Source organism: Burkholderia sp. AU31624 (assembly GCF_020420065.1).
Lineage (GTDB): Bacteria > Pseudomonadota > Gammaproteobacteria > Burkholderiales > Burkholderiaceae > Burkholderia.
On the sequence record NZ_JAIZRT010000004.1, the window covers coordinates 62663 to 87046 of the forward strand.

The 24384-nt window shown below is 67.7% G+C and carries 19 protein-coding genes; 4 read left to right on the plus strand and 15 right to left on the minus strand.

Annotation, left to right across the window (positions count from 1 at the left end; translation table 11 throughout):
• Positions 1-130 precede the first annotated feature (130 nt).
• Both LGM89_RS15425 and galU read left to right on the plus strand, forming a co-directional pair.
• Entirely contained in the window at positions 131-2998 is a 2868-nt protein-coding gene (locus tag LGM89_RS15425; RefSeq protein ID WP_175237259.1) for a valine--tRNA ligase, read from the plus strand.
• An 87-nt stretch (positions 2999-3085) separates the two neighbouring features.
• A complete protein-coding gene (galU, locus tag LGM89_RS15430; RefSeq protein ID WP_089456070.1) occupies positions 3086-3970 on the plus strand; it encodes a UTP--glucose-1-phosphate uridylyltransferase GalU in 885 nt (294 codons plus the stop codon).
• 60 nt (positions 3971-4030) lie between these two features.
• Here the strand turns inward: galU and LGM89_RS15435 are convergent, their stop codons facing one another.
• From LGM89_RS15435 to LGM89_RS15465, 7 genes are all read right to left on the minus strand, one after another.
• A complete protein-coding gene (locus LGM89_RS15435; protein WP_089494684.1) occupies positions 4031-4645 on the minus strand; it encodes a DUF4136 domain-containing protein in 615 nt (204 codons plus the stop codon).
• 37 nt (positions 4646-4682) lie between these two features.
• Positions 4683-7070, minus strand: a complete 2388-nt coding sequence (locus LGM89_RS15440) for a CHASE2 domain-containing protein (protein ID WP_226273344.1) — start codon at positions 7068-7070, stop codon at positions 4683-4685.
• A gap of 10 nt (positions 7071-7080) precedes the next feature.
• Positions 7081-8442: a FecR domain-containing protein gene (locus tag LGM89_RS15445; RefSeq protein WP_226273345.1), complete on the minus strand. Its 1362-nt coding sequence runs from the start codon at positions 8440-8442 to the stop codon at positions 7081-7083.
• The gene (locus LGM89_RS15450) at positions 8439-9143 is read right to left on the minus strand and encodes a response regulator transcription factor (RefSeq protein ID WP_006490421.1); all 705 of its coding nucleotides are present in this window, start codon (positions 9141-9143) and stop codon (positions 8439-8441) included. Before LGM89_RS15450 ends, LGM89_RS15445 begins: the two co-directional genes overlap by 4 nt.
• 266 nt (positions 9144-9409) lie before the next feature.
• Positions 9410-9832: a peptidase gene (locus tag LGM89_RS15455; protein WP_226273346.1), complete on the minus strand. Its 423-nt coding sequence runs from the start codon at positions 9830-9832 to the stop codon at positions 9410-9412.
• 195 nt (positions 9833-10027) lie between these two features.
• The gene (locus tag LGM89_RS15460) at positions 10028-10255 is read right to left on the minus strand and encodes a sulfurtransferase TusA family protein (protein ID WP_006402122.1); all 228 of its coding nucleotides are present in this window, start codon (positions 10253-10255) and stop codon (positions 10028-10030) included.
• Between the two features lie 117 nt (positions 10256-10372).
• Positions 10373-11308 carry a LysR family transcriptional regulator gene (locus LGM89_RS15465; protein WP_089439849.1) on the minus strand — a complete coding sequence of 312 codons (936 nt, stop codon included), beginning with the start codon at positions 11306-11308 and terminating at the stop codon, positions 10373-10375.
• Between the two features lie 114 nt (positions 11309-11422).
• Between LGM89_RS15465 and LGM89_RS15470 the strand changes: the two genes are divergently transcribed.
• Positions 11423-12943, plus strand: coding sequence for a CoA-acylating methylmalonate-semialdehyde dehydrogenase (locus tag LGM89_RS15470; protein ID WP_226273347.1), 1521 nt, complete (start codon positions 11423-11425; stop codon positions 12941-12943).
• A gap of 68 nt (positions 12944-13011) precedes the next feature.
• On the opposite strand, the gene LGM89_RS15475 is transcribed toward LGM89_RS15470, so the two are convergent.
• The 8 genes from LGM89_RS15475 to LGM89_RS15510 all read right to left on the minus strand — a co-directional run bounded on the left by LGM89_RS15475 (position 13012) and on the right by LGM89_RS15510 (position 22070).
• Positions 13012-13896 carry a MurR/RpiR family transcriptional regulator gene (locus tag LGM89_RS15475; protein WP_089495281.1) on the minus strand — a complete coding sequence of 295 codons (885 nt, stop codon included), beginning with the start codon at positions 13894-13896 and terminating at the stop codon, positions 13012-13014.
• A gap of 290 nt (positions 13897-14186) precedes the next feature.
• Positions 14187-15359: a Gfo/Idh/MocA family protein gene (locus LGM89_RS15480; RefSeq protein ID WP_089425171.1), complete on the minus strand. Its 1173-nt coding sequence runs from the start codon at positions 15357-15359 to the stop codon at positions 14187-14189.
• Between the two features lie 53 nt (positions 15360-15412).
• A complete protein-coding gene (locus LGM89_RS15485; RefSeq protein ID WP_226273348.1) occupies positions 15413-16339 on the minus strand; it encodes a TIM barrel protein in 927 nt (308 codons plus the stop codon).
• 32 nt (positions 16340-16371) lie between these two features.
• The gene (locus tag LGM89_RS15490; RefSeq protein ID WP_226273349.1) at positions 16372-17385 is read right to left on the minus strand and encodes a Gfo/Idh/MocA family protein; all 1014 of its coding nucleotides are present in this window, start codon (positions 17383-17385) and stop codon (positions 16372-16374) included.
• 59 nt (positions 17386-17444) lie between these two features.
• Complete coding sequence (locus LGM89_RS15495; RefSeq protein ID WP_226273350.1) at positions 17445-18356, minus strand: sugar phosphate isomerase/epimerase family protein; 912 nt, start codon at positions 18354-18356, stop codon at positions 17445-17447.
• Positions 18357-18439: 83 nt separating this feature from the next.
• Positions 18440-19465, minus strand: a complete 1026-nt coding sequence (locus LGM89_RS15500; protein WP_089425167.1) for an ABC transporter permease — start codon at positions 19463-19465, stop codon at positions 18440-18442.
• Between the two features lie 26 nt (positions 19466-19491).
• Positions 19492-21075 (minus strand): sugar ABC transporter ATP-binding protein, encoded by a 1584-nt coding sequence (locus LGM89_RS15505; RefSeq protein ID WP_226273351.1) that lies wholly within the window; start codon positions 21073-21075, stop codon positions 19492-19494.
• 68 nt (positions 21076-21143) lie between these two features.
• Positions 21144-22070 (minus strand): sugar ABC transporter substrate-binding protein, encoded by a 927-nt coding sequence (locus LGM89_RS15510; protein WP_089495280.1) that lies wholly within the window; start codon positions 22068-22070, stop codon positions 21144-21146.
• A gap of 317 nt (positions 22071-22387) precedes the next feature.
• On the opposite strand from LGM89_RS15510, the gene LGM89_RS15515 reads away from it, so the two are divergent.
• Positions 22388-24346, plus strand: a complete 1959-nt coding sequence (locus LGM89_RS15515; RefSeq protein ID WP_226273352.1) for a bifunctional 5-dehydro-2-deoxygluconokinase/5-dehydro-2-deoxyphosphogluconate aldolase — start codon at positions 22388-22390, stop codon at positions 24344-24346.
• The last annotated feature ends 38 nt before the right edge of the window (positions 24347-24384 follow it).

The window sequence follows — 24384 nt, forward strand, 5'->3', positions numbered from 1 at the left end:
CCGATGCGAGGACCGTCATGGCGAGCAAATATAGACGCGTCTATATCGCAAACTCGCCTTCGATATAGACGCGTCTATATAATTGTCAGATTCGGCATCCAATTCACGCATTTTTCGGCAGATTTCCAACATGAGCGACAACACGCTTGCGAAGAGCTTCGAGCCCCACACCATCGAGTCCCAATGGGGGCCGGAGTGGGAAAAGCGCGGCTACGCGGCCCCGGCCTTCGATCCGGCCCGCCCCGATTTCTCGATCCAGTTGCCGCCGCCGAACGTGACGGGCACGCTGCACATGGGCCACGCGTTCAACCAGACGATCATGGACGGCCTCACCCGCTACCACCGGATGCTCGGCGAGAACACGCTGTGGGTGCCCGGCACCGACCACGCGGGGATCGCAACCCAGATCGTCGTCGAGCGCCAGCTCGACGCGCAGGGTGTGTCGCGCCACGACCTCGGCCGCGAGAAGTTCGTCGAGCGCGTGTGGGAATGGAAGGAAAAATCGGGTTCGACGATCACCGGCCAGGTGCGCCGCCTCGGCGCATCGCCCGACTGGTCGCGCGAATACTTCACGATGGACGACAAGATGTCGGCCGCCGTGCGCGACGTGTTCGTCACGCTCTTCGAACAGGGCCTGATCTACCGCGGCAAGCGGCTCGTCAACTGGGATCCGGTGCTGCTGACCGCCGTGTCGGACCTCGAAGTCGTGAGCGAAGAGGAAAACGGCCACCTGTGGCACATCCGCTACCCGCTCGTCGACGGCTCGGGTTCGCTGACCGTGGCCACGACGCGCCCGGAAACGATGCTCGGCGACGTCGCGCTGATGGTCCATCCGGAAGACGAGCGCTACGCGCACCTGATCGGCAAGCTCGTCACGCTGCCGCTGACGGGCCGCGAGATCCCGGTGATCGCCGACGACTACGTCGACCGCGAATTCGGCACGGGCGTCGTGAAGGTCACGCCCGCGCACGACTTCAACGACTACCAGGTCGGCCAGCGCCACAAGCTCGCGCCGATCGAGATCCTGACGCTCGACGCGAAGATCAACGACAACGGCCCCGAGCAGTATCGCGGCCTCGACCGCTTCGACGCGCGCAAGGCGATCGTCGCCGACCTCGACGCGGAAGGCTTCCTCGACTCGGTGAAGCCGCACAAGCTGATGGTGCCGCGCGGCGACCGCACGGGCGTCGTGATCGAGCCGATGCTGACCGACCAGTGGTTCGTCGCGATGACGAAGCCGGCGCCGGAAGGCACGTTCAATCCGGGCAAGTCGATCACGGAAACGTCGCTCGACGTCGTGCGCAGCGGCCAGATCAAGTTCGTCCCCGAAAACTGGACGACCACCTACTACCAGTGGCTCGAGAACATCCAGGACTGGTGCATCTCGCGCCAGCTGTGGTGGGGCCACCAGATTCCCGCGTGGTATGGCGAGAACGGCGAGGTGTTCGTCGCGCGCAACGAGGAAGAAGCGCGCGCGCAGGCTGCCGCGAAGGGCTACACGGGTGCGCTGAAGCGCGACGAAGACGTGCTCGATACGTGGTTCTCGTCGGCGCTCGTGCCGTTCTCGTCGCTCGGCTGGCCGAACGAAACGCCTGAACTGAAGCACTTCCTGCCGTCGTCGGTGCTCGTCACGGGCTTCGACATCATCTTCTTCTGGGTCGCCCGGATGGTGATGATGACCACGCACTTCACGGGCAAGGTGCCGTTCCACACCGTCTACGTGCACGGCCTCGTGCGCGACGCGGAAGGCCAGAAGATGTCGAAGAGCAAGGGCAACACGCTCGACCCGATCGACATCGTCGACGGCATCGACCTCGACACGCTGGTCGCGAAGCGCACGACGGGCCTGATGAACCCGAAGCAGGCCGCGACGATCGAGAAGAAGACGCGCAAGGAATTCCCGGACGGCATCGCCGCGTTCGGCACCGACGCGCTGCGCTTCACGATGGCGTCGATGGCGACGCTCGGCCGCAACGTGAACTTCGACCTCGCGCGCTGCGAAGGCTATCGCAACTTCTGCAACAAGCTGTGGAACGCCACGCGCTTCGTGCTGATGAACTGCGAAGGCCACGACTGCGGCAGCGACAAGCCGGAAGTCTGCGGCGCGGGCGATTGCGGCCCGGGCGGCTACCTCGACTTCTCGGCGGCCGACCGCTGGATCGTGTCGCTGCTGCAGCGCACGGAGGCCGACATCGCGAAGGGCTTCGCCGATTACCGCTTCGACAACATCGCCAGCGGCATCTACAAGTTCGTGTGGGATGAGTACTGCGACTGGTATCTCGAACTCGCGAAAGTGCAGATCCAGAACGGCACGCCGGAACAGCAGCGCGCGACGCGCCGCACGCTGCTGCGCGTGCTCGAGACGGTGCTGCGCCTCGCGCATCCGATCATCCCGTTCATCACCGAAGCGCTCTGGCAGAAGGTCGCGCCGCTGGCGGGCCGTTATCCGCAAGGCAAGGCCGAAGGCGAAGCGTCGCTGATGACGCAGGCGTACCCGGTCGCGAACCTGCAGAAGATCGACGAGGTGTCCGAACAGTGGGCGGCCGACCTGAAGGCGATCGTCGACGCGTGCCGCAACCTGCGCGGCGAGATGAACCTGTCGCCGGCCACCAAGGTGCCGCTGCTCGCAGCCGGCGATGCCGAGCGCCTGCGCTCGTTCGCGCCGTACGTCCAGGCCCTCGCGCGCCTGTCGGAGGTGCAGATCCTCGCGGACGAAGCGACGCTCGACAAGGAAGCGCACGGCGCGCCGATCGCGATCGTCGGGCCGAACAAGCTGGTGCTGAAGGTCGAGATCGACGTCGCGGCCGAACGCGAGCGCCTGTCGAAGGAAATCACGCGCCTGACGAACGAGATCACGAAGTGCAATGCCAAGCTCGGCAACGAGGCGTTCGTCGCGAAAGCGCCGCCGGCCGTGGTCGAACAGGAGCAGAAGCGCGTCGCGGAATTCCAGAGCACGCTGGACAAACTGCGCGCGCAGCTCGATCGGTTGCCTGCGTAACAAAGGGTAAGGTCGTTTGCGTTCACTATAATAGGGACGTGAACATAGACTATCTGACAAGTCGATTACAGGAATAAAGGTTCGATCATGTTGAAAGTTACCAAGGCAGTGTTCCCCGTTGCTGGTCTCGGCACGCGGTTCCTCCCGGCAACGAAAGCGAGCCCCAAGGAAATGCTGCCGGTCGTCGACAAGCCGCTGATCCAGTACGCGGTCGAAGAAGCGATCGCCGCCGGCATCACCGAGATGATCTTCGTCACCGGGCGCAGCAAGCGCGCGATCGAGGACCACTTCGACAAGTCGTACGAGGTCGAGGCCGAACTCGAGGCGCGCGGCAAGGAAAAGCTGCTCGAACTGGTGCGCAGCATCAAGCCGAGCCATGTCGACTGCTTCTACGTGCGCCAGCCGGAAGCGCTCGGCCTCGGTCATGCGGTGCTGTGCGCGGAAAAGCTGGTGGCCGACAACCCGTTCGCGGTGATCCTCGCGGACGACCTGCTCGACGGCAACCCGCCCGTGATGAAACAGATGGTCGACGTGTTCGACCACTATCACAGCTCGGTGATCGGCGTCGAAGAGATCCCGCCGTCGGAGACGAAGTCGTACGGGATCGTCGACGGCAAGGAGTGGGAAGAGTCGATCGTCAAGATGTCGGCGATCGTCGAGAAGCCGGCGCCGGAAGTCGCGCCGTCGAACCTCGGCGTGGTCGGCCGCTACATCCTGAAGCCGCGGATCTTCGAGCACCTGCGTGCGCTGAAGCCCGGCGCGGGCGGCGAGCTGCAGCTCACCGACGCGATCCAGGCGCTGCTCGCCGACGAGCAAGTGCTGGCCTACAAGTACCAGGGCACGCGCTACGACTGCGGCAGCAAGCTCGGCTACCTGAAGGCGACGGTCGAATTCGCGCTGCGCCACGCGGAAGTCGGCGCGGAGTTCGACGCATACTTGCGCACACGCAACGGCGCACACCCGGCCGCCTGAACGCGGCAAGGGCACGACGGCCCGCTCCGGCGGGCCGGCCCTCACCTCACCGGCCGACGCTCAGCGCGCTTCGGCCGGCTTCACCGAGACGACGCCCGGCATCCCGCCCGCGTCGTCTTTTTTCGTCTTGACGAGCCAGCCGCCGCCGTCGCCGAACGGCAGCTTCGCGAGCGCGCTCTTCACGAGCGCCGGCGCGGCCTGCTGCGTGCCGGGATCGCGATCGCGCAGCGCGGCCGAAACCCGGTAGACGTCGGCGCCCGATTTCGCGTCGACGAAGCGCAACGTCAGCACATGGCGATACACGCGGCCCATGAACGGCAGCGCGAACGGCGCCGGCCCGTCGACCGTCACGCATGCGCTGCTCGCGGCCCCGCACCCGTCGGCGCGCGCCGCGACCGAGGCCGGCTGCGTCGCATACGCGATCGACAGCCGGTAGCGCGCGGCCGCGAGCGGCTTCGCATCGAAGCCGCGGTGCGCGAGTTCGTCACGCACGAGCGTCTCGATCTGCCGGTATTCGGCATCATCGGCCTGCGCGGCCGTCCGCACGAAATCGTAGCCGTGCGCACCGGATGCGAACGCGTTCGGCTGCCCGACCGCACTGACGCCGCTCGTCACGCCGGCGCAACCCGTCAACAGCGACGCCGCCAGCGCGGTCGCTGCCCATTCCTTTCTCATGGCTTTCCCCAAATGCCTGCCGTCGCGCCCGGCCCTGTCAGGCGGACGGCTCGTCGATCGCGGGCAGCGACACCGTCACCGCGGTGCCGACACCCACCTCGCTGTCGACCGACACGCTGCCCCCATGGCGCGTGACGACCGTCTTCACGAATGCCATGCCGAGCCCGGAGCCCGAGATTTCGGGCCGCTCGCCGGCATGGAATCGCTTGAAACGCTCGAACAGATGCCGCTGATCTTCCGGCGCAATGCCGTATCCCTGATCGCGAATCGTACAGAACATCCGTTTCGACGCGTGCTCGACCGCCAGCGTACACGTGATCACGGTATCGGACGGACTGTATTTGACTGCATTGTTCAGCAGGTTCACGAACGCGCGTGTGATCAGCGAGCGGTCCGCGCGCACCCAGCACATGTCGGTGCCGACGTCGGTATCGACGCGAATGTGCTTCGCCTGCGCCTGCGGCCACACCTCGTCGCTCGCATCGATCAGCACGTCGACGAGGCTCGTCACCTCGAGCTGGTACACCTGCGACTCCGCGCGCGCCAGCTGCACGAACTCGTCGGCCAGCGACAGCGCGCGGTGCGCATAGCGCTCGATCCGCGCGAGCAGCCCGCGCATCGCGTCGGTCTCGGCACGGTCACGCTCGATCTCGACGAGCGCGAGAATCGACGACTGCGGCGAGCGCATGTCGTGCGACAGCAAGTGCAGCGCTTCCTCGCGCTGCCGCTCGGCCGCGTGCAGTTCGGTCACGTCGACGAGGCCGGCGATCCAGCCCGTCACGCGGCCCTGCGCGTTCGTACACGCCGCGTAGCGTAGCAGATGGTCGAGCCCGTCACGATCGCGCACCTCGATGCCGCGCGCCATCGCGTCGTGCTCGGCCTCGAGCGTCGGGTCGAGTGCGGCCGGCCAGTGTTCGCGGATCGCCGCATCGTGTTCGGCGTTGCCGTCGACGGTCTTCATGAAGGTCAGCTCGCCGAGCGCGGTGCGCAGCGGCCGGCCTTCCGGCAGCGGCAGCGACAGGCGCGACCCGTAGCGCTTGGCCGCATGGTTCGCGATCAGCACGGTGCCGGCCAGGTCGGTCACGAAGATCGGCTCGGGCATGCTGTCGAGGCTGTCCCACACGAAGCGCTTCATGTCCTGCACGCGCTGCGCGGCTTGCGCCATCAGCGCCATCTGCCGCTCGAGCACGTCGCCGCCGACGCTGCGCGTGCGCGGCGCCTCGGGCAGCAGGTGCGGCTCGTCGGCGAGCCGCTGCAGCTCGCGGCGCAGATACGACATCGTCATTTCCAGACGCCGCCAGTTCCAGATCGGGTAGACGGCGATCAGCCCGAAGATCGCGGGCGCCGGCGACAGCCAGATGCGCGCCTCGAACAGCAGCGCCATGCTCGCGACGACGGCCAGCGCGGCCAGGCTCAGCGTCAGCAGCAGCGCGCGCCACGGCGACAGCATCAGGAAGCCGCCCAGCAGCACGGCGAGCGGCAGCAGCGACGCGACGAACAGCCCGGCGCGCGACGCCGGCGAGATCGCGCTGCCGGTCGCCAGCATGTCGAGCACGTTGGCATGGATATACACGCCGGCGAGCGGCCCGAACTCGCCGGATACGGGCGTGGCGAAGCGGTCGTACAGCCCCGACGCCGTCACGCCGACGACGACGATCTTGCCGCGCAGCGCGTCGGGTTTCACGCGCCCTTCGAGGACGTCGTCGAACGACAGCGTCGGATACGCGGGCGTGTTGCGGCTGAACGGGATCAGGTAGCGGCCCTCGCTGGTCGCGTCGCGCGACAGGTCGTGCGCATGCGCGCCGGGCGCACCGCCGACCGGATGCAGCTGGCCGCCCAGGATCGCGCGGTAGACGGGCACCATCAGCTGCGGCCAGCGCACGCGGCCGTCGCTTTCGTACAGCGCCACGCTGCGTACGATGCCGTCGCGGTCGACTTCGAGGTTGATGTGGCCGAGCCCGACCGCGCGCGCCGCGAGCGCGGCCACCGGCGGATCGACCGCGCGCGTGCCGTCCGCCTGCTCGGGGCTCAGCAGCACCGGCAGGAAGGTCGGCACGTGGGTCATGGCGTCCGCGAACGCGCGATCTTCCGGCGACGGTTCGGTAAACAGCACGTCGTAGACGACGGCGGCCGGCTGCGCGCGCGCCAGCGTGTCGAGCAGCCGTGCATGCACGTCGCGCGACCACGGCCAGCGGCCGAGCGCGGACACGCTCTGGTTGTCGATGTCGACGACGACCACGTCGGGTGACAGCGGCAGGCTGCGCAGCATCAGCAGCCGGTCGTAGATCAGACCGTCGACGCTCGCCGACAGCCGGCCGAGCGCGCACGCGAGGATCACCGCGATCCCGAGGCAGCCGATCGCGATCCATTCGATCAGGAAGCGGCGGCCGAGGCGCCGCCGCGGAGAAACGGAATCGGGTTTCATGCGCCGCGGATCAGCGCGACAGCGTGAACGCGCTGACCGGACTGGTCTTCTCGTAGAACTTGCCGCCCTCGAACTCCTCGACGGTCACGGCCCAGAAATAGTCGCCCGGCGGCAGGTGCGCGACGGTGATCTGGCGCGTATGCAGGCCGACCTGGTCGACGACCGGCGCGCTCAGGTCCTTCGAGCGCGACAGCACGAACCGGTAGCGCGCATTCTTGCCCGACCCGTTCGGCGACCAGCGGAACTCGTAGCCGCCGGCGCCGGGCGACGCGCTTGCGTCGAGCCCCATCACGCGGCGTTCGAACGCGTACGTCCGGGGCCGGCCCTCGAGACCGTTCGCGTCGATCGCGGCGACCCGCACGAAGTAGTTCCCGTTCGGGACGTCGCGGAAAACCGCGCGCGGCGAATCGGTGCGCGTTTCGCGGAACAGGTCGAGCAGCCCGGCGTCGTGCGCGAGTTGCACGCGGTACGCATGCGCGTCGGCGAGCGGCGCGACGTCAAAGGCGACCTCGGGCTCGTCCTGCACCTTGTCGGGATGCGCGAGCGCCGGCGCGGGCAGCAGCTCGACGGGCGCGCCGACCGCGCCGGACGACGTCGCGACGCTGCCGAAATTCGCATGCACGAGCGTCGGATCGGCGGGCTTCCGGCCGCCCGCGACGCCGACGGTGCCGTCGAGCACTTCGACGCGCGTCGACGCATTGCCGGCCGCGTCGTAGTTCACGCGAAAGTGCGTGCCGCGCACGCCGGCCACGACCGACGGCGACCGGATCTGGAAGCGGTCGTCGCGTTTCTTCAGATGGGTGACCTCGCTGTCGACCGAGCCGCGCGTGAGTTCGAACTCACGATCGAGCGTGCCGGTCAGCACCGTGCGGCGCAGCGCCTTCAGGTCGAGCTGGCTGTCGGGCGGCAGGCTCATGTGCGTGCCGTCGGCGAGCTCGAGCGTCACGAAGCCGTTCGGGCCCGTGCGCACGCGATCGCCCTCGGCGAGCGTCGCGTCGTTCGCGAGCGGCGCAAATGCATCGCCGGACGCGCGTTCGGCCGTGCCCTGCACCGCGATGACGCGCGCGGTCAGCTTTTCCTTGCGCAGGCGCGCCACCGGCAGCTTCAGCGCGATGCCGGGCTGCAGGTGCTTCGGCGCGGGCACGCCGTTGATCTGTTGCAGCAGTTGCCAGTCGTCCGCGCCCTGCAGATAGCGCGCGGCGACGTCGTACAGCGTGTCGCCCGCCTGCGTGCGGTAGACGACCATCTTGCCCGCCGCCGCGGGCGGCTGGGCCGCCGCATGCTGCGCGGCGAACGCAAACGCGACCGCGCAGGCTGCGCGCCGCGCGACCGTGCGCAGGTTCGCCGTGCGCTGCGTGATTCCCGTGGTCACTCCGGTTCTCCCTGCCCGACCCGTTCGAGCCGGTAGCCGTAGCCGTAGATCGGCGCGAGGCGATAACCGTTTTCGGGCCGCAGGCCGAGCTTGGTGCGCAGCATCGAGATGTGCGTATCCATCGTGCGCGACGGGATGTCGGTCGCCTGCTTCCACACCAGATCGAGAATGTGCGCGCGCGACAGCGGCCGGTCGAGGTGCTGGAACAGCAGCAGCGCGAGTTCGAATTCCTTCTGCGTGAGGCTCACGGCCTTGTCGCCGACGTAGGCCTGCTTCAGGTTCACGTCGAAACGGAATTGATCGAATTCGCGAACGGTGGCCTCGGCGTTGACCGGATACGCGCGACGCAGCAGCGAGCCGATGCGCGCGCGCAGGATCGGGCCCGACACCGGCTTGACCACGTAGTCGTCGGCGCCGGCGTTGAGGATCTGCGTGATCCCCGCCTCGTCGTCACGGCTCGTCATGAAGATGATCGGCAGGCTGTGCTCGGTCTGATTGGCGCGCACCCACTTCAGCACTTCCTCGCCGGACATGTCGGGCACGTTCCAGTCGAGCACCAGCAGATCGAACGTCTCGCGCTGCAGGCGCTTCTTCAGGGCCTTGCCTTCCTTGAACGCGTAGCACGTATGGCCAACGGCCGTCAGCGTTTGACTGACGAAATCCGTCTGGGCCGGATCGTCATCCAGTACAGCAATTCTCATAGCACCCCGCAAATCGAAATCGATTCGTCCTGTTCAGCTCCCCGCCCCACCCGGCCGCGCAGCACGTGCGCGGCTTCCGGATACCGGCCGGCGGGCCGTCGTTCGCCGCTCGCGTCACCTGCGCAAACCGGCGACCCCGGCAAATATCTCAAAAACGGGGCACGGACGAACCGGCGATTTCATCATAGTAGTATGAAATTCGCCAATAAATTGCGCGGACTACCGTCTTTTCTTCGAATAATCCTTCCTGCCGCGCAATCGAGCGTCTAATCGGCGCCCGCGATGCCCGCCACCGGCTCGGCGACGTCGTCGGCCGGCACGCGATGCGACAGCGGCTCCGGACGCGCCGGTTGTACAAGCATCCGCTGCAGCTGGCCGCGCACGCGCTCCCACGCGGCGGCCGCATAGTCCGGCTGGCTCGCTGCCCACGCCTGCGCCAGATCGAACACGCGCTCGATCGTCGCACCGCAGTAGGTCAGGCCCGAGCCGTCGTCCCGCGCGGCATCGCGCAGGCGTTCGTCGAGCCACTCGGCCAGCCACGGCATCTCGGCCGCGGCGGAATCCGCGTAGGCCTCCAGCGCGGCACGCGCGTGGCGATCCTGTTGCGGGTCGAGCTCGATACGGCTCAGTCCCGATACGCTGCGTTCCGCTCCGGACGGACTTCGAATGGTCCCTGGTCTGAAGGACATGTCCTCTCCCCGTTGTACGACGGTAGCATCAGGCATGGCCCCCGTGCCCGCCGTACGACGTACCGTGGCCGGCGCATCCGCTGGGAGCGGACGACCGGCCGGGTCAGTATACGCAGCCGATCACGCAGCGAGGTTTAAGAATTGTCAGAAAAGTGTGACCGGCGCCAGGCGCTGCCGGCACCGCGATACGGGCCGTCAGCGGCGGCGCATCAGGAACACGAAGGTCTTGTCCTGCGTCGTCGATTCGACGATCTCGTTGCCCGTCTGCTTCGCGAACGCGGCGAAATCGCGCTGCGAGCCGGGATCGGTCGCGAGCACCTTGAGGATCTGCCCGCTTTCCATATCGGCGAGCGCTTTCTTGGCACGCAGGATCGGCAACGGGCAATTGAGCCCGCGCGCGTCCACTTCCTTGTGAATCTGCATCGGCTGTCGACCTTCGAATGACGCGCCATTCAAGGCGCGGAAAGAAGCCGTGATTTTACCGCAGCGCCGCCGCGCCTGCCCGGGCCGCCAGCAGCCCGACGCCCGCGGACACCGGGCTCAGGTGCCCGAAAAGCCGCCCGCGAGCCGTTCGCGCAGGTGCCGCACGAGCGCGCGCACCGCGCTCGGCACGACCGGGCTGTACGGACGGATCGCGAAGATGTGGTCGCCGAACGCGCCCGACGGCCGCCAGCCGTCGAGCAGCGCGACCAGCCGGCCGGCGTCGAGATCGCGCTGCGCGCTGAAATCCGGCAGCAGCGCGATGCCGAGCCCGCCGAGCGCGGCCTCGCGCATCGCCTCGCTGTTGTTCGCCGCGAAGCTGCCGCGCACCGGCACGCTCACGCGCTCGCGCCGCCGGCCGTGCGGCTCGAAGCTCCAGGCGGCCGGCTCGTTGTCGCGCAGGTAGCACAGGCAGCTGTGCTCGACGAGTTCGCTCGGGTGCCGCGGCGCGCCGCGCGCGTCGAGATAGTCGCGGCTCGCGACGAGCAGCGAGCGCGTGTCGCACAGCTTCCACGCAACGTGGGTCTGCGGCGCGGTGGTCGTATGGCGGATCGCGAGGTCGAAACCCTCCTGCGTCAGCGAATGCAGCCGGTCCGACAGGTCGAGCTCGATCTGCACGCCCGGATGCTGCCGCAGGAAATCGGGCAGGTGCGGCACGACCTGCTGGCGCCCGAGCGCGACCGGCACCGTCAGGCGCAGCAGGCCGCGCGGCTCGCCGGCCAGGTCCTTCACGCGCGCGAAGTGCTGCCCGATCGACTCGAACGCATCGCGCGTGCTGTCGACGAGCGTCTGGCCCGCGTCGGTGAGCCGCACGCTGCGCGTCGTGCGCCGCACGAGCGGCACGCCGGCCGCCTTTTCGAGATCGGCAATGCGCTGGCTCATCGCGGCCTTGCTGATGCCGAGCCGCTGCGCGGCGGCCGTGAAACTGCCGGCCGCGGCCAGCACCGTCAGCGAATGGATATGCGGCCAGAGCGCCTGGACATTTTGCTGATTCATCCGGCGATTATTCAGAATTCTGAACAGTGAATCAAGCTGCGCGGCCTTCTCCCGCCCTGCCCGTTTGCCTAGACTGGGTGCTGTCCACCCTCACCCGATCCCCCAGGAGACACGATGAATCCGGTTCCCGCGTACACCTCCGACGCCGACGTCGGCCACTATGTCGACGGCGCGCCCGTCGCCGGCCGCAGCGGCCGCTTCCAGGACGTCCTCAACCCGGCGCTCGGCCGCGCGGTGCGCCGCGTGGCGCTCGCCGGCAACGACGAAGTCGAGCAGGCCGTCGCGTCCGCCCACGCCGCGTTCCCGGACTGGGCCGCGACGCCGCCGATCCGCCGCGCGCGCGTGCTGCACCGCTTCCTGCAACTGATGAACGAGCACCGCGACACCCTCGCGGCGATCATCACGGCCGAGCACGGCAAGGTGTTCTCCGATGCGCAAGGCGAAGTCGCCCGCGGCATCGACATCATCGAATTCGCGTGCGGCGTGCCGCAACTGCTGAAGGGCGACTTCACCGACCAGGTCAGCACCGGCATCGACAACTGGACGATGCGCCAGCCGCTCGGCGTCGTCGCGGGCATCACGCCGTTCAACTTCCCGTGCATGGTGCCGTGCTGGATGTTCCCGGTCGCGATCGCGACGGGCAACACGTTCGTGCTGAAGCCGAGCGAGCGCGACCCGTCGGCGGCCCTGTTCATCGCCGACCTGCTCACGCAGGCAGGTCTCCCGGCCGGCGTGTTCAACGTCGTGCAGGGCGACAAGGGCGCGGTCGACGCGCTGCTCGACCACCCCGACGTGCAGGCCGTCAGCTTCGTCGGCTCGACGCCGATCGCGGCCTACGTGCAGCAGCGTGCCGTGCAATCCGGCAAGCGCGTGCAGGCGCTCGGCGGCGCGAAGAACCACCTCGTCGTGATGCCCGACGCGAACCTCGAGCAGGCCGTCGACGCGCTGATCGGCGCCGCGTACGGCTCGGCCGGCGAACGCTGCATGGCGATCAGCGTCGCGGTGCTGGTGGGCGACATCGCGGACCAGATCGTGCCGCTGGTGGCCGAGCGCGCGCGCAAGCTGGTGATCGGCGACGGCATGTCGCCAGAAGTCGAGATGGGTCCGATCGTCACCGGCGAAGCACTCAAGCGCATCGAAGGCTATATCGAGCAAGGCGTGAACGAAGGCGCGCAACTGGTCGTCGACGGCCGCGGGCTGCGTGTGCCGGGCCGCGAGGCCGGCTTCTTCACCGGCGGCACGCTGTTCGATCACGTGACGCCCGACATGCGCATCTACCAGGAAGAAATCTTCGGGCCCGTGCTCGGCTGCGTGCGCGTGAAGGATTTCGGCGAAGCGGTCGACCTGATCAACGCGCACGAATTCGGTAACGGCGTATCGTGCTTCACGAGCGATGGCGGCATCGCGCGCGAGTTCGCGCGGCGCATCCAGGTCGGGATGGTCGGCATCAACGTGCCGATTCCGGTGCCGATGGCATGGCACGGCTTCGGCGGCTGGAAGAAGAGCCTGTTCGGCGACATGCACGCGTACGGCGAGGAAGGCGTGCGCTTCTACACGCGCCAGAAGTCGGTGATGCAGCGCTGGTCGTCGAGCATCGGCAAGGGTGCCGAATTCGCGATGCCGACCGCGAAGTAACCGCCTGACGGTACACCGCCCGCTGCGCTGTCGCGCGGGCGGCACACCAGCAACACCGGCAGGAGGCGTCAGCCGGCCTGCGTGCCGTGCGCGCCGTCGGCGGTCGGCAGGTACGACAGTTCGAGCCGGTACGCGAGCGCGACGAACAGGCTCTGCGCAAGGCCCATCGTGGCCGTCAGCGCGCGGAAGCCGAACGTCGCGCTGTCCTGCACCATCAGCGTCACCTCGGCCTCCCGCGCCAGCGGGCTCATCCGGCTGTCGGTGATCGCGATCAGCCGTGCGCCGCGCTGCACGGCCTGCTGCGCCACCTGCACGGTTTCCTCCGCATACGGCATGAACGAGATGACGATCATCACGTCGCCCTCGCGCACCGAACGGATCTGCCCGAGATGCATGCTGCCGAGCGCGCTGAACAGCCCGATGCGCTTGTCGGTGTGCTGCAGCGCATAGTCGAGATAGACCGCAATCGGAAACGCGCGCCGCGAGCCCGCGATCCAGATCGCCTGCGTCTCGGCGAGCAAGTCGACGGCCTGCGCGAGCGCCTGCGAATCGAGCGTCTGCCGCAGCTGCTGCATCCCGGCGATGCTGCCCTTGATGAATTCGTCGGCGATCTGCTCGGGCTGCAGGCTCGACGAGCCCGCTTCGATCACGTCACGTAGCCGCAGGTTGTACGCGCGCCCCGGCGCGATCTGCTGTGCGAGCCCTTCGCGGAACAGCTTCTGCATCTCGGAGAAGCCGGAAAAGCCGAAGTGCTTCGCGAAGCGCACGACGGCCGACGGCTGGACGCCGCACGCTTCCGCGAGCGACTGGATGCCCTCCAGGCCAAGCTGGTCCCGATGCGTTTCCACGTGGCGCGCAATCACCTTCAGGCGATTGCTGAGGCCGTCGTATTCCTGCGTCAGGTGCTGCAGGAACTGCTCGACGGTGGCGGGAGGTTTCTCGGATGAACTCATCGGATAGCGCGAAGTTGACGGCCCCGACGTGCGCGCGATGTTGACGAACGCGGCCCGGGGCTCACCTGGATACATGCATGAAGGGCGAATTTAATCACGTTTGCGGCACGGCCCGCGCCGCGTACTCGCTCCCACGCGCTCGATCATCACTTGCCTACGCTCCACGGCAACACTGGAAGCGATTGTCCAACGCGCTCGCGGCGTCGTAAAGATTAGGGTGTCTACCAACGCCGGCCGACGGCGCAAAGCCTTGCGCGACGGGCGCGCGGCGGCCGGCCCATGCCGCCGGTTCAACGATAGTCGACCCACACGCCGCCCGCATCGGCGGAGCGCACGCAGTTCTCGACCCAGCGCACGCCTTCCACGCCCGCATGGACGTCCGGATAGCGGATGTTCTTCAGTGCCGCGACGTCGCCGCGGTCGGCCGCATCCATCGCGAGCGCGAAGCGCGCATACAGATTCGACCAGGCCTCGAACAGCCCTTCCGGATGCCCGGCGCCGATGCGATCCTCGCGCAATGCATGCGGATGCAGATAACCCATCCCGCGATCGAGCACCTGCGCGGGCTGCCCCTGCACTTCGTAGCGCAGCTGGTTCGGATGCTCGTCCCACCACTCGACGCTCGCCTTCGAGCCGATCACGCGCACCTTCTGGCTGTGCATCGAGCCCGCGTTTACCGCGCTCGACCACACGTAGCCGACCGCACCCGTGTCGTATTCCATGATCGTGAACGCGTTGTCTTCCAGCGGCGCGCGGCTCTTCACGAAGCTCTGCCGCGAACACATCAGGCGCCGGATCTTCAGCTCGGGCGCCATCACCTCGGAGATGTACAGCGGATGCGTGCCGATGTCGCCGAGCACATAGCTCGGGCCCGCGAACTTCGGGTCGACGCGCCAGCGCGCGGCCGCGCTCGCGGCCTCGACACCCTCGCTGTGGAACCCGTGCGCGAACTGCATCTGCACGATGCGGATCTCGCCGAGATCGCCGCGCGCGATCATCTCGCGCGCCTGCTCGATCATCTGGTGTCCGGAATAACCGTACGCGACGCCGACGATCCGGTTCTTCTCGACCGACAGCCGCTGCAGCGCCTCGGCCTCCTCGGTCGTGAAGCACAGCGGCTTCTCGCAGACCACGTGCAGCCCCGCGTTCAGCGCGGCGCGGCAGATCTCGAAGTGCGTATTGTTCGGCGTCGCGATCGATACCGCGCGAATGCCGTCCGGGCGGCGCGCCTCGGCGTCGAACATCGTCGCGTAGTCGGGATAGCAGCGCTCGGCCGCGACGCCGAGTTTCACGCCGAACTGGCGGCCACGTTCGGGATCGATGTCGAACGCGCCGGCGACCAGCTGGAAGCTGCCGTCGCGCAGCGCGGCCGACCGGTGGCTGTAGCCGATCTGGCTGCCGAGCCCGCCGCCGACCATGCCCCAGCGAATCGAATGTCCAAGCAGAATCTGTCCGTCAATCATGATGAGGGTGTTCCTGGTCCGTGTTCAGTTCAGAGGGTGCGTGGTGCGGCGGATCACGCGAAGCCGGCCGATGCGAGAAACGCGCGGCTCGCGGCGACGTCGCGCAGGCTCGTGCCGGCATTGCGCGGGTCGCGCTCCTGCTCGATCGTGATGTATCCCGCGTAGCCGATGTCGTCGAGCGCCTGCCGGATCGACCGGTAGTCAAGCACGCCGGTGCCGATCGGGCACATCACGCCGCGCGCGCAGGCGGCGAAGAACGCGATGTGCTCGCCCATCACCGCGTCGTACACGGCCGCGTCGATGTCCTTGAAATGCACGTAGTCGAGGCGCGCCGCATGGCGGCGCAGCCAGGCTTCCGGATCCATGCCCGAGTAGTACAGGTGGCCCGTGTCGAGACAGAGGCCGGCCGTGTCGGCCGGAACGTCGGCGACGATCCGGTCGATCTCGTCCGCGAACTCGATGTAGCCGCCCGCATGCGGATGGATCACCGTGCGCACGCCGAATTCGTCGCGCGCGATCGTCGCAATCTGCCGGATGTGGTCGACCATCGCCGCCCAGCGTTCGTCCGACAGCCGCGGCGCGCGATCGCCGTGGCCCGCCGCGTAGTCGCGTTCGTCGTGGCCCCAGTCCATCACGACGAGGTACGGCGCCGCGTAGCGCTGGCCGTCCTGCGTGGGCAGCTTCGGCAGCCGCGTGATCAGCGCGCAGATCTCGCGCGTCTGGCGCAACAGGTTCGGCAGGTTCTCCGGCGACACCAGATCGTCGAAGATCGTGCCGGCGGTGATGCTCAGGCGCTGCCGCTCGAGCTCCGCGCTCACCACGTCGAGTTCGAGCGGGATGTAGCCGTACGGCCCGAGCTCGATGCCCGAGTAGCCGGCCTCGGCGGCTTCGGCAAGCACCTGCCGCCAGGGCGGCAGGTGCGGGTTCTTCACGTCGTCGACACCCCAGCAGCACGGTGCGCAACCCATCTTCATCGTCATGTCGGTCAGTCCGGCAGGTAGGCGGCTGCGGTTCAGCCGCGATAGAACGCAGGGCGTTCGGCCATCGCGATCGGCTCGACCGCCCCGCTCTTTTGCGCACGCACGCAGGCGTCGGCCGCGACCGCCGCCGCGTAGCCGTCCCACGCCGACGGCCCGGTGAGCGCATGCGCGCGCACGCCGTCGATGAACGCCTGCAGCTCGACGTCGTACGACGCGATGAAGCGCTCCTTCCAGTCGGTCATGATCTCGACCGACTGCCGCGCCGCATGCTTGAGCCCCACGGCCGGCGGATCGGGCAGCTTCGCGATGCCCTGCTCGCCCACCACCTCGCACTGGATGTCGTAGCCGTACTGGCAGTTCACGAAGATCTCGACGTCGATGCGCACGCCGCTCGCGGTTTCCAGCAGCACGATCTGCGGATCGGCGAGATGCGAGGACGCATGGCGCGTCTTCCTCGGATAGACGACCTGCGTGCTCACGTAGTCCTCGCCGAGCAGCCAGCGCAGCACGTCGAGCTCGTGGATCAGCGTGTCGGTGATCGCCATATCGGTCGTGTAGCGCTCGCCGACCGACTGGTTGCGGTGCGCGCAATGCAGCATCAGCGGCGCGCCGATCTCCCCGCTGTCGATCACGCGCTTCAGCGCGCGATAGCCTTCGTCGTACGGCCGCATGAAGCCGACCTGCACGAGCCGCTTGCCGTGCGCGACCTCGGCTTCGACGATCCGCATGCAGCCTTCGGCCGTCACGGCGAGCGGCTTCTCGCAGAACACCGGCTTGCCGTGCGCGATCGCGTCGAGCACGAACGCTTCATGCGTCGGCCCCCACGACGTGACGAGCACGGCCTGCACGTCGGCGGCGGCGACCACCTCGTGGCCGTCGCCGTAGATCTCCGCGTCGAGCCCATACTTCGCCACCGCGTCGCGCGCCTGCCGCGGATCGATGTCGTTGACGGCCACGACGCGCGCGCCGGACAGCGTGCGGGTCAGTCTGCGAATATGGTCCTGGCCGATCGCACCGCAGCCGATCACGCCGATTTGCAAGGTCATCTAACAGTCTCCAGTCGTTCATTGGCGGTGCGGCACGCGCCGCACCGGTCAGTCATCCGTCAGCGCGCGGTACGATCGAAATGACGATCGACGTAGCGCTGGATCGTGTCGCGCATGTAGCGCGACGATGCTTCCGCGCGGTCCTCCCACGCGAACACGCACGACGACATCACGCCGTCGAAGCCTGCCGCGCCGAGCGCGCGAAAGAACACGTCCCAGTCGATCTCGCCCTGCCCGATGTCGAGATGCTGGTGCACGCGAATCTGGTTCGAGCCCGGCGGGTTCACGATGTAGCGCTGCTGGCTGCTCTTGCGATGGTCGAAGGTGTCGGCCACGCGCACGTGCGCGAGGATCGGCGCGGCCTGCGCGATCATCGCGGCCATGTCGTCGCCGTAGTAGAACGTGTGCGGCGCGATGTACGACAGCTTCAGCGACGGCGAGCCGAGGTTCGTGACGATGTCGATCGCCGGCTGCAGCTGCTCGATCCAGTCCTCCGGATGCGGCTCGACCGACAGCACGATGCGTTCGCGCTCGAGGATCGGCAGCAACTCGTCCATCGACCGGAACCACGCGGCTTCGCACAACTCCTTCGGGTTCGCGCCCGGCCGTTCGCCGACCGAGCGCTCGGGCGATGCGCCGCGCCCGAACTCCGACACCATCAGCGCACACTCCATCTCGACCGCCACCTCGATCGCCTGCTTCCAGCAGCGCACCGCCCATTGCCGCTCGTCCTCGAACGGGCTCGCCCAGCGGTACATCGGCTGCAGCGATGCGAGGCCGACGCCGCTCGCGCGCATCGCCTGCCGGAACGCGGCCATCCGCTCGCGCGTGGCGCGGGGCATCACCCACCAGTCGAGAAAGTCGCTGCGCGGCGACAGCTCGATCTGGTCGTAGCCGAGCTCGACCACCGCGTGCGGCAGGCGGTCGAGCGGCAGGTGGCGAATCATGTAAGGGTCCAGCGCGATCTTCATCGAATATCCTCGACGATGGCGGGTAGCGGGTGCCGGACGCAGGCGACGGCACGTGCCGCCCTCGCCCGGCGATGCACGAAGGGTCAGCGGCGCTTCTTCTTGTTGCGGTACTGGTCGGCGATCACGGCCGCGACGATGATCGCGCCCTTGACCATCTCCTGGTAATACGCGTCGATGCGGATGAACGTGAAGCCCGACGTCATCACGCCGAGGATCAGCACGCCGATCACGGTGCCCGTCACGCGGCCGAGGCCACCCGACAGCGACGTGCCGCCGATCACGACCGCCGCGATCGCATCGAGCTCGTACATCACGCCCATGCCCGACTGGCCGGAGATCGCGCGCGCGGCCGTCACGGTGCCGGCGATCCCGCTCAGCAGACCCGCGATCGCATAGACGAAGATCAGGTGGCGCGTGACGTTGATGCCCGACACGACGGCCGCATGACGGTTCGCGCCGATCGCATACGTGTACTTGCCGAAGCGCGTGTAGCGCAGCACGACGTGGAAGATCGCGGCGATCACGAGAAAGATGATCACCGGGTTGGCACCGGCGCCGATGGCGGCGAACTGATCGGTCAGCATCGACACCGGCATCCCGTTGGTGAACCACTTCGCGAAGCCGCGCGCGGCGACCATCGTGCCGAGCGTCGCGATGAACGGCGGGATGCCCGTCATCGCGATCAGCGAGCCGTTCAGCAGGCCGACCAGCAGCCCGACGCACACACCGGCGAGCACGGGCCAGATGATCGGCAGGTCGGTCAGGTGCGGAAACACCGCGCGCGGGAAGTCGGACACCTGCGCGAGACTGGCCGACACGACCGCCGCGGCGGCCACGACCGAGCCCGAGGAGAGGTCGATCCCGCTGGTGATGATCACGAGGTTCACGCCGACCGCGATGATGCCGATCACGGCCATCTGCAGCACGATGATCTCGAGCCGCTCGGTGTTGAACAGGAAGCTCTGGCCGACGACGATCCAGCCGACGATCTCGAAGAACAGGCTGATGCCGACGAGCACGAGGAAGATGCTCAGCTCGGGCGGCCACTTCGTGTGCCGCGTCTTGAGGGTCATGGTCTGCGCATCCGCGACCGGGTTCAGGTTGCCCATTGCTTTGTCTCCAATCTTGGTTCGGCTCAGCGCGACGCGAGATCCATGATGCGGACCTGGTCGGCGTCCTTGCGATCGACGATGCCGGTCATGCGCCCTTCGTGCATCACCATCACGCGATCGCTCATTCCCAGCACTTCCGGCATCTCCGACGAGATCATCAGCACCGCGACGCCCTTGCCGGCGAGCGCGCTGACGAGCCGGTGGATCTCGGCCTTCGCGCCGACGTCGATGCCGCGCGTCGGCTCGTCGAGGATCAGGATGCGCGGCTGCGTGAGCAGCCACCGGCCGATCAGCACCTTCTGCTGGTTGCCGCCCGACAGGTTCTGGATTTCCTCGTGCAACCCGGGCGACTTCACGCGCAGCATGCGGCTCATTGCCTCGCAGTCGCGCTTCAGCTGCGCCTGCCGCACGAAATTGAACTTCACGTAGCGGTGGCTGAGCACCGCCGCTTCCATGTTCGCGAGCAGGTCGAGATTCAGGAAGCAGCCGGTGTCCTTGCGGTCTTCGGTGAGAAAGGCCATCCCGTGCTTCATCGCCTGCGCGGGCGTCGTGATGCGCACCGGCTTGCCGTCGATGCGGATCTCGCCCGACGTGGCCGGCACGACGCCGAACAGCGCCTCCGCGACGTTCGAGCGCCCCGAGCCGACGAGGCCGGCCACGCCGAGGATCTCGCCCGCGCGCAGCTCGAAGCTCACGTCGCGGAACACGCCGTCGACGCCGAGGTTCCGCACCGACAGCACGACGTCGCCGATCGGCACTTCCTCCTTCGGGAACATCTGCGTGATCTCGCGCCCGACCATCATGCGGATGATGTCGTCGCGCGTGACGTCGCTCGATGCATGCGTGCCGATGTACTTGCCGTCGCGGAACACCGAGAACTCGTCGGCGATCTCGAACAGCTCGTTCATCTTGTGCGTGATGTAGACGATGCCCTTGCCCTGCTCGCGCAGCTGGCGAATGATCCGGAACAGGTGCGTGACTTCCTTGTCGGTCAGCGCGGAAGTCGGCTCGTCCATGATCAGCACGTCGGAGTCGAACGACACGGCCTTCGCGATCTCGACCATCTGGCGGCTCGCGACCGTCAGCGTGCGCACGTCGGTTTCCGGGTCGATGTCGATCGACAGCCGCTCGAACAGCTCGGCCGTCTGGCGGCGCAACGCCGCGTGATCGATCAGGCCGAAGCGGTTCTTCGGTTCGCGGCGGATCCAGATGTTCTCCGCGACCGTCATGTACGGCATCAGGTTGAGTTCCTGGTGAATCATCGCGATGCCGCGGTCGAGCGCATCGAGCGGGCCGTTCAGCACGACCGGCTCGCCGTTGATCAGGATCTCGCCCTGGTCGGGCGTGTAGACGCCGGCAATGATCTTCATCAGCGTCGACTTGCCCGCGCCGTTCTCGCCCATCAGTGCGTGGACGGTGCCGCGGCGCACGCGGAACTGCACGCCGTCGAGCGCGACGACGCCGGGAAAGGACTTGCCGACACCGCGCACCTCGAGCACGCAGTCGGCCGCGGAAGAAGCCGGCGGGGCCGACGCGCCGGTCGAGCCGGCCGAAGCGGCCCGCGCATCGTCGCCGGCCATTGGGCGTGCGACTCTGGCTGTAAACATGGACGTTCCTCGACAAGTCGTGCGCGAACCCGGTCGTGCCGGGCCCGCGCCATTCAACGGATCACCGGTCAATGCTTCGCGTACTGGTTCATGTTCTCGGGCGTCACGAGCTCGAACGGCACGTTCACGTAGCGGTCGACGGGCTGTTTCTTCGCGAGCTTGAGCGCGGCCGCGACGGCCTGCTGCCCCTGCCCGGATGCGTTCTGGTACACCGACACCTTCAGCTCGCCGCTCTTCATCGACGCGAGGCCGTCCGGGGTCGCGTCGATGCCGGCGACGATCGTCTTCGGCGTCAGCTTGCGCGCGGCCTTCAGCGCGTTGATCGCGCCGATCGCCATCTCGTCGTTGTTGGAGATGATCGCGTCGAACTTCGTGCCGGAGCTGAGCCAGTTCATCGTGATGTCCTGGCCCTGCGTACGGCTCCACTTGCCTTCGCGCTTGTCGACGATCTTCATGCCCGCGCAATCCTTCGTCGCGATCACGTCCTCGATGTCTTTCGTGCGGGCGCGCGCCGATTCGTTGGACAACTCGCCCATCAGCACGAGAAGGTCGCCCTTGCCGCCGAGCAGCTTGCACACCTGGCGCGCCTGCAGCGTGCCCGACTGCTTCTCGTCGGACGCGACCACCGCGACGCCCGCCGGCAGCTTGTCGAAATCGACCGGCTTGCGGTTCACGTACACGAGCGGGATCTTCGCGGCCGTCACCATCTTGGTGATCTTCGGCGTCGCGTCGGTATCGACCGCGTTCACGATGATCGCGTCGACCTTCTGCGCGATCATGTTCTGGACCTGGCTCAACTGCTTGCCGACGTCGTTGCCGCCGTCCTCGATCTGCACCGTCGCGCCGTCCTTCTTCGCCGAATCGGCGATGCTGTTGCGCAGGATGGTCAGGAACGTGTCGTCGAACGACGCCATCGTCACGCCGATCTTCTCGGCATGCGCGAGCGGCGCAGCCAGGATCGCGGCGGCCGCGACGGCCATCAGCTTGGTCTTCATGATCAATCTGTCTCCTCATCTCCGGGGGGCGGAAGACGGCGCGTTGCGCGCCGCCGGGCCGAGTCCGATCGAATCCGATACGGACTGAAGCATCCGGATGAAACTGTAGATCACTTCCTCGAAAATTTGGAAATTTATTTCTACGTGATTTCACCTAGGGAACTGGATTTCCAAAAAGTCTAGACTCCGTTCCGTAGCCCGCTTCCTTGCGGCAGGCAGTCCCGCGTCGTGCCCCACACGGTGCGGATCGCCGCCGGAGGTTCGGTCCCCTAATCCGCCGGCATCGCCGAACGCCGGCCGCGAGCGTGACACGTGATATGAGCCTGCTGACCTTTCCGAGTGACCGCCCCATCGATCTCGCCTGCCTCGGCCGCGTGGCCGTGGATCTCTATGCGCAGCAGTACGGCAGCCGCCTGGAAGATGCGCGCAGTTTCCAGATGTATCTCGGCGGCTCGTCCGGCAACGTCGCGTTCGGCGTGGCCCGGCTCGGGCTGAAGACCGCGATGATCTCGCGCGTCGGCGACGAGCAGATGGGCCGCTTCCTGCGCGAGACGCTCGAGCGCGAAGGCTGCGACACGAGCCAGCTGCAGACCGACCGCGAGCGGCTCACCGCGCTGGTGCTGCTCGGGCTGAAGGACCGCGACACGTTCCCGCTGCTGTTCGTGCGCGAGAACTGCGCGGACATGGCCGTGCGCGCCGACGAGATCAGCGAGGACTTCATCGCCGGCTGCCGCGCGCTCGCGATCACCGGCACGCACCTGTCGACGCCGGGCACGCGCGAGGCGTCGCTGACCGCGCTCGGCTATGCGCGCCGCCATGGCGTCGTGCGGATACTCGACATCGACTACCGGCCGGTGCTGTGGGGGCTGACCGCGCGCGGCGCGGGCGAAAACCGCTACGTGCCGGACGCGCAGGTGACGCGGCAATTGCAGCAGGTGCTCGGCGAATTCGACCTGCTGGTCGGCACCGAAGAGGAATTCCTGATCGCCGGCGGCGTGCCGCACGACGTGATCGGCTCGTTGCAGGCGGTGCGCAAGATCACGAACGCGACGCTGGTCGTCAAGCGCGGCGCGCTCGGCTGCTGCGTGATCGAAGGCGACGTTCCCGAGCGCATCGACGATGCGCCGACCTATCTCGGCGAACGCGTCGAGGTGCTCAACGTGCTCGGCGCGGGTGATGCGTTCCTGTCGGGCCTGCTGTCGGGGCTGCTGCGCGGGCGCGACTGGGCCGAGTCGACGCGCATCGCGAACGCGTGCGGCGCGATCGTCGTGTCGCGCCATGCGTGCTCGGCCGCGATGCCGACGCCGGCTGAACTCGCGCACTGGTTCGACGGCAGCCGCAACCCGGTGGTCGACGCCGACCACACGCTCGCGCATCTGCATCGCGTGACGGTGCCGCGCCGCGAATGGGACGACCTGTGCGTGATGGCGTTCGACCATCGCAGCCAGTTCTACGAACTCGCGGTGCAGGCCGGCGCGGACGAATCCCGGATCAAGACGCTGAAGCGCCTGCTCGTGCGCGCGGTCGAACAGGTCGAGCGCGATCGTCAGATCGAAGGCCACGTGGGCGTGCTGATCGACGGCGGCGGCTACGGCAGCGACGCGCTGGCGTCGGCGACCGGACGCGGCTGGTGGGTCGGCCGCCCGGTCGAGCTGCCGGGCTCGCGGCCGCTGCGTTTCGACGAAACGCGCTCGGTCGGCTCGTCGCTCACGCACTGGCCGACCGAACAGGTCGTGAAGTGCCTCGTGCACTATCACCCGGACGATTCGGTCGACCTGCGCGTCGAACAGGAGCAGCGCGTGCTGGAGCTGTGGGAAGCCACGCGCGCCAGCGGCAACGAACTGCTGCTGGAAATGATTCCGCCGCGCGCGGTCACGCCGGCCGGCACCGAGGACGACGCGGTGCTGCGCACGATCGCGCGCTTCTACAACCTCGGCGTGAAGCCCGAATGGTGGAAGCTCACGCCGCTCACCGCCGACGGCTGGACGCGGCTCGCCGCGCTGATCGCCGAGCGCGACCCGCATTGCCGCGGCGCGGTGATCCTCGGGCTGAACCAGCCGCTGCAATACCTGGTCGACAGCTTCCGCTCGGCGACCAACCCGGTCGTCAAGGGCTTCATGGTCGGGCGCACGCTGTGGGCGGATGCGTCGCTGAACTGGTTCGCCGGCCGGATCGACGACCAGGCGCTGATCGACGAAGTCGCCGGCAACTTCGCGCAACTGGTCGACGCGTGGCTCGGCCGCCGTGCCGCGGCCGCCCGCGCCGCCGCGGCCTGACGCGACGCCTGCGATGACCCTTTCCTCTTCACCGACCG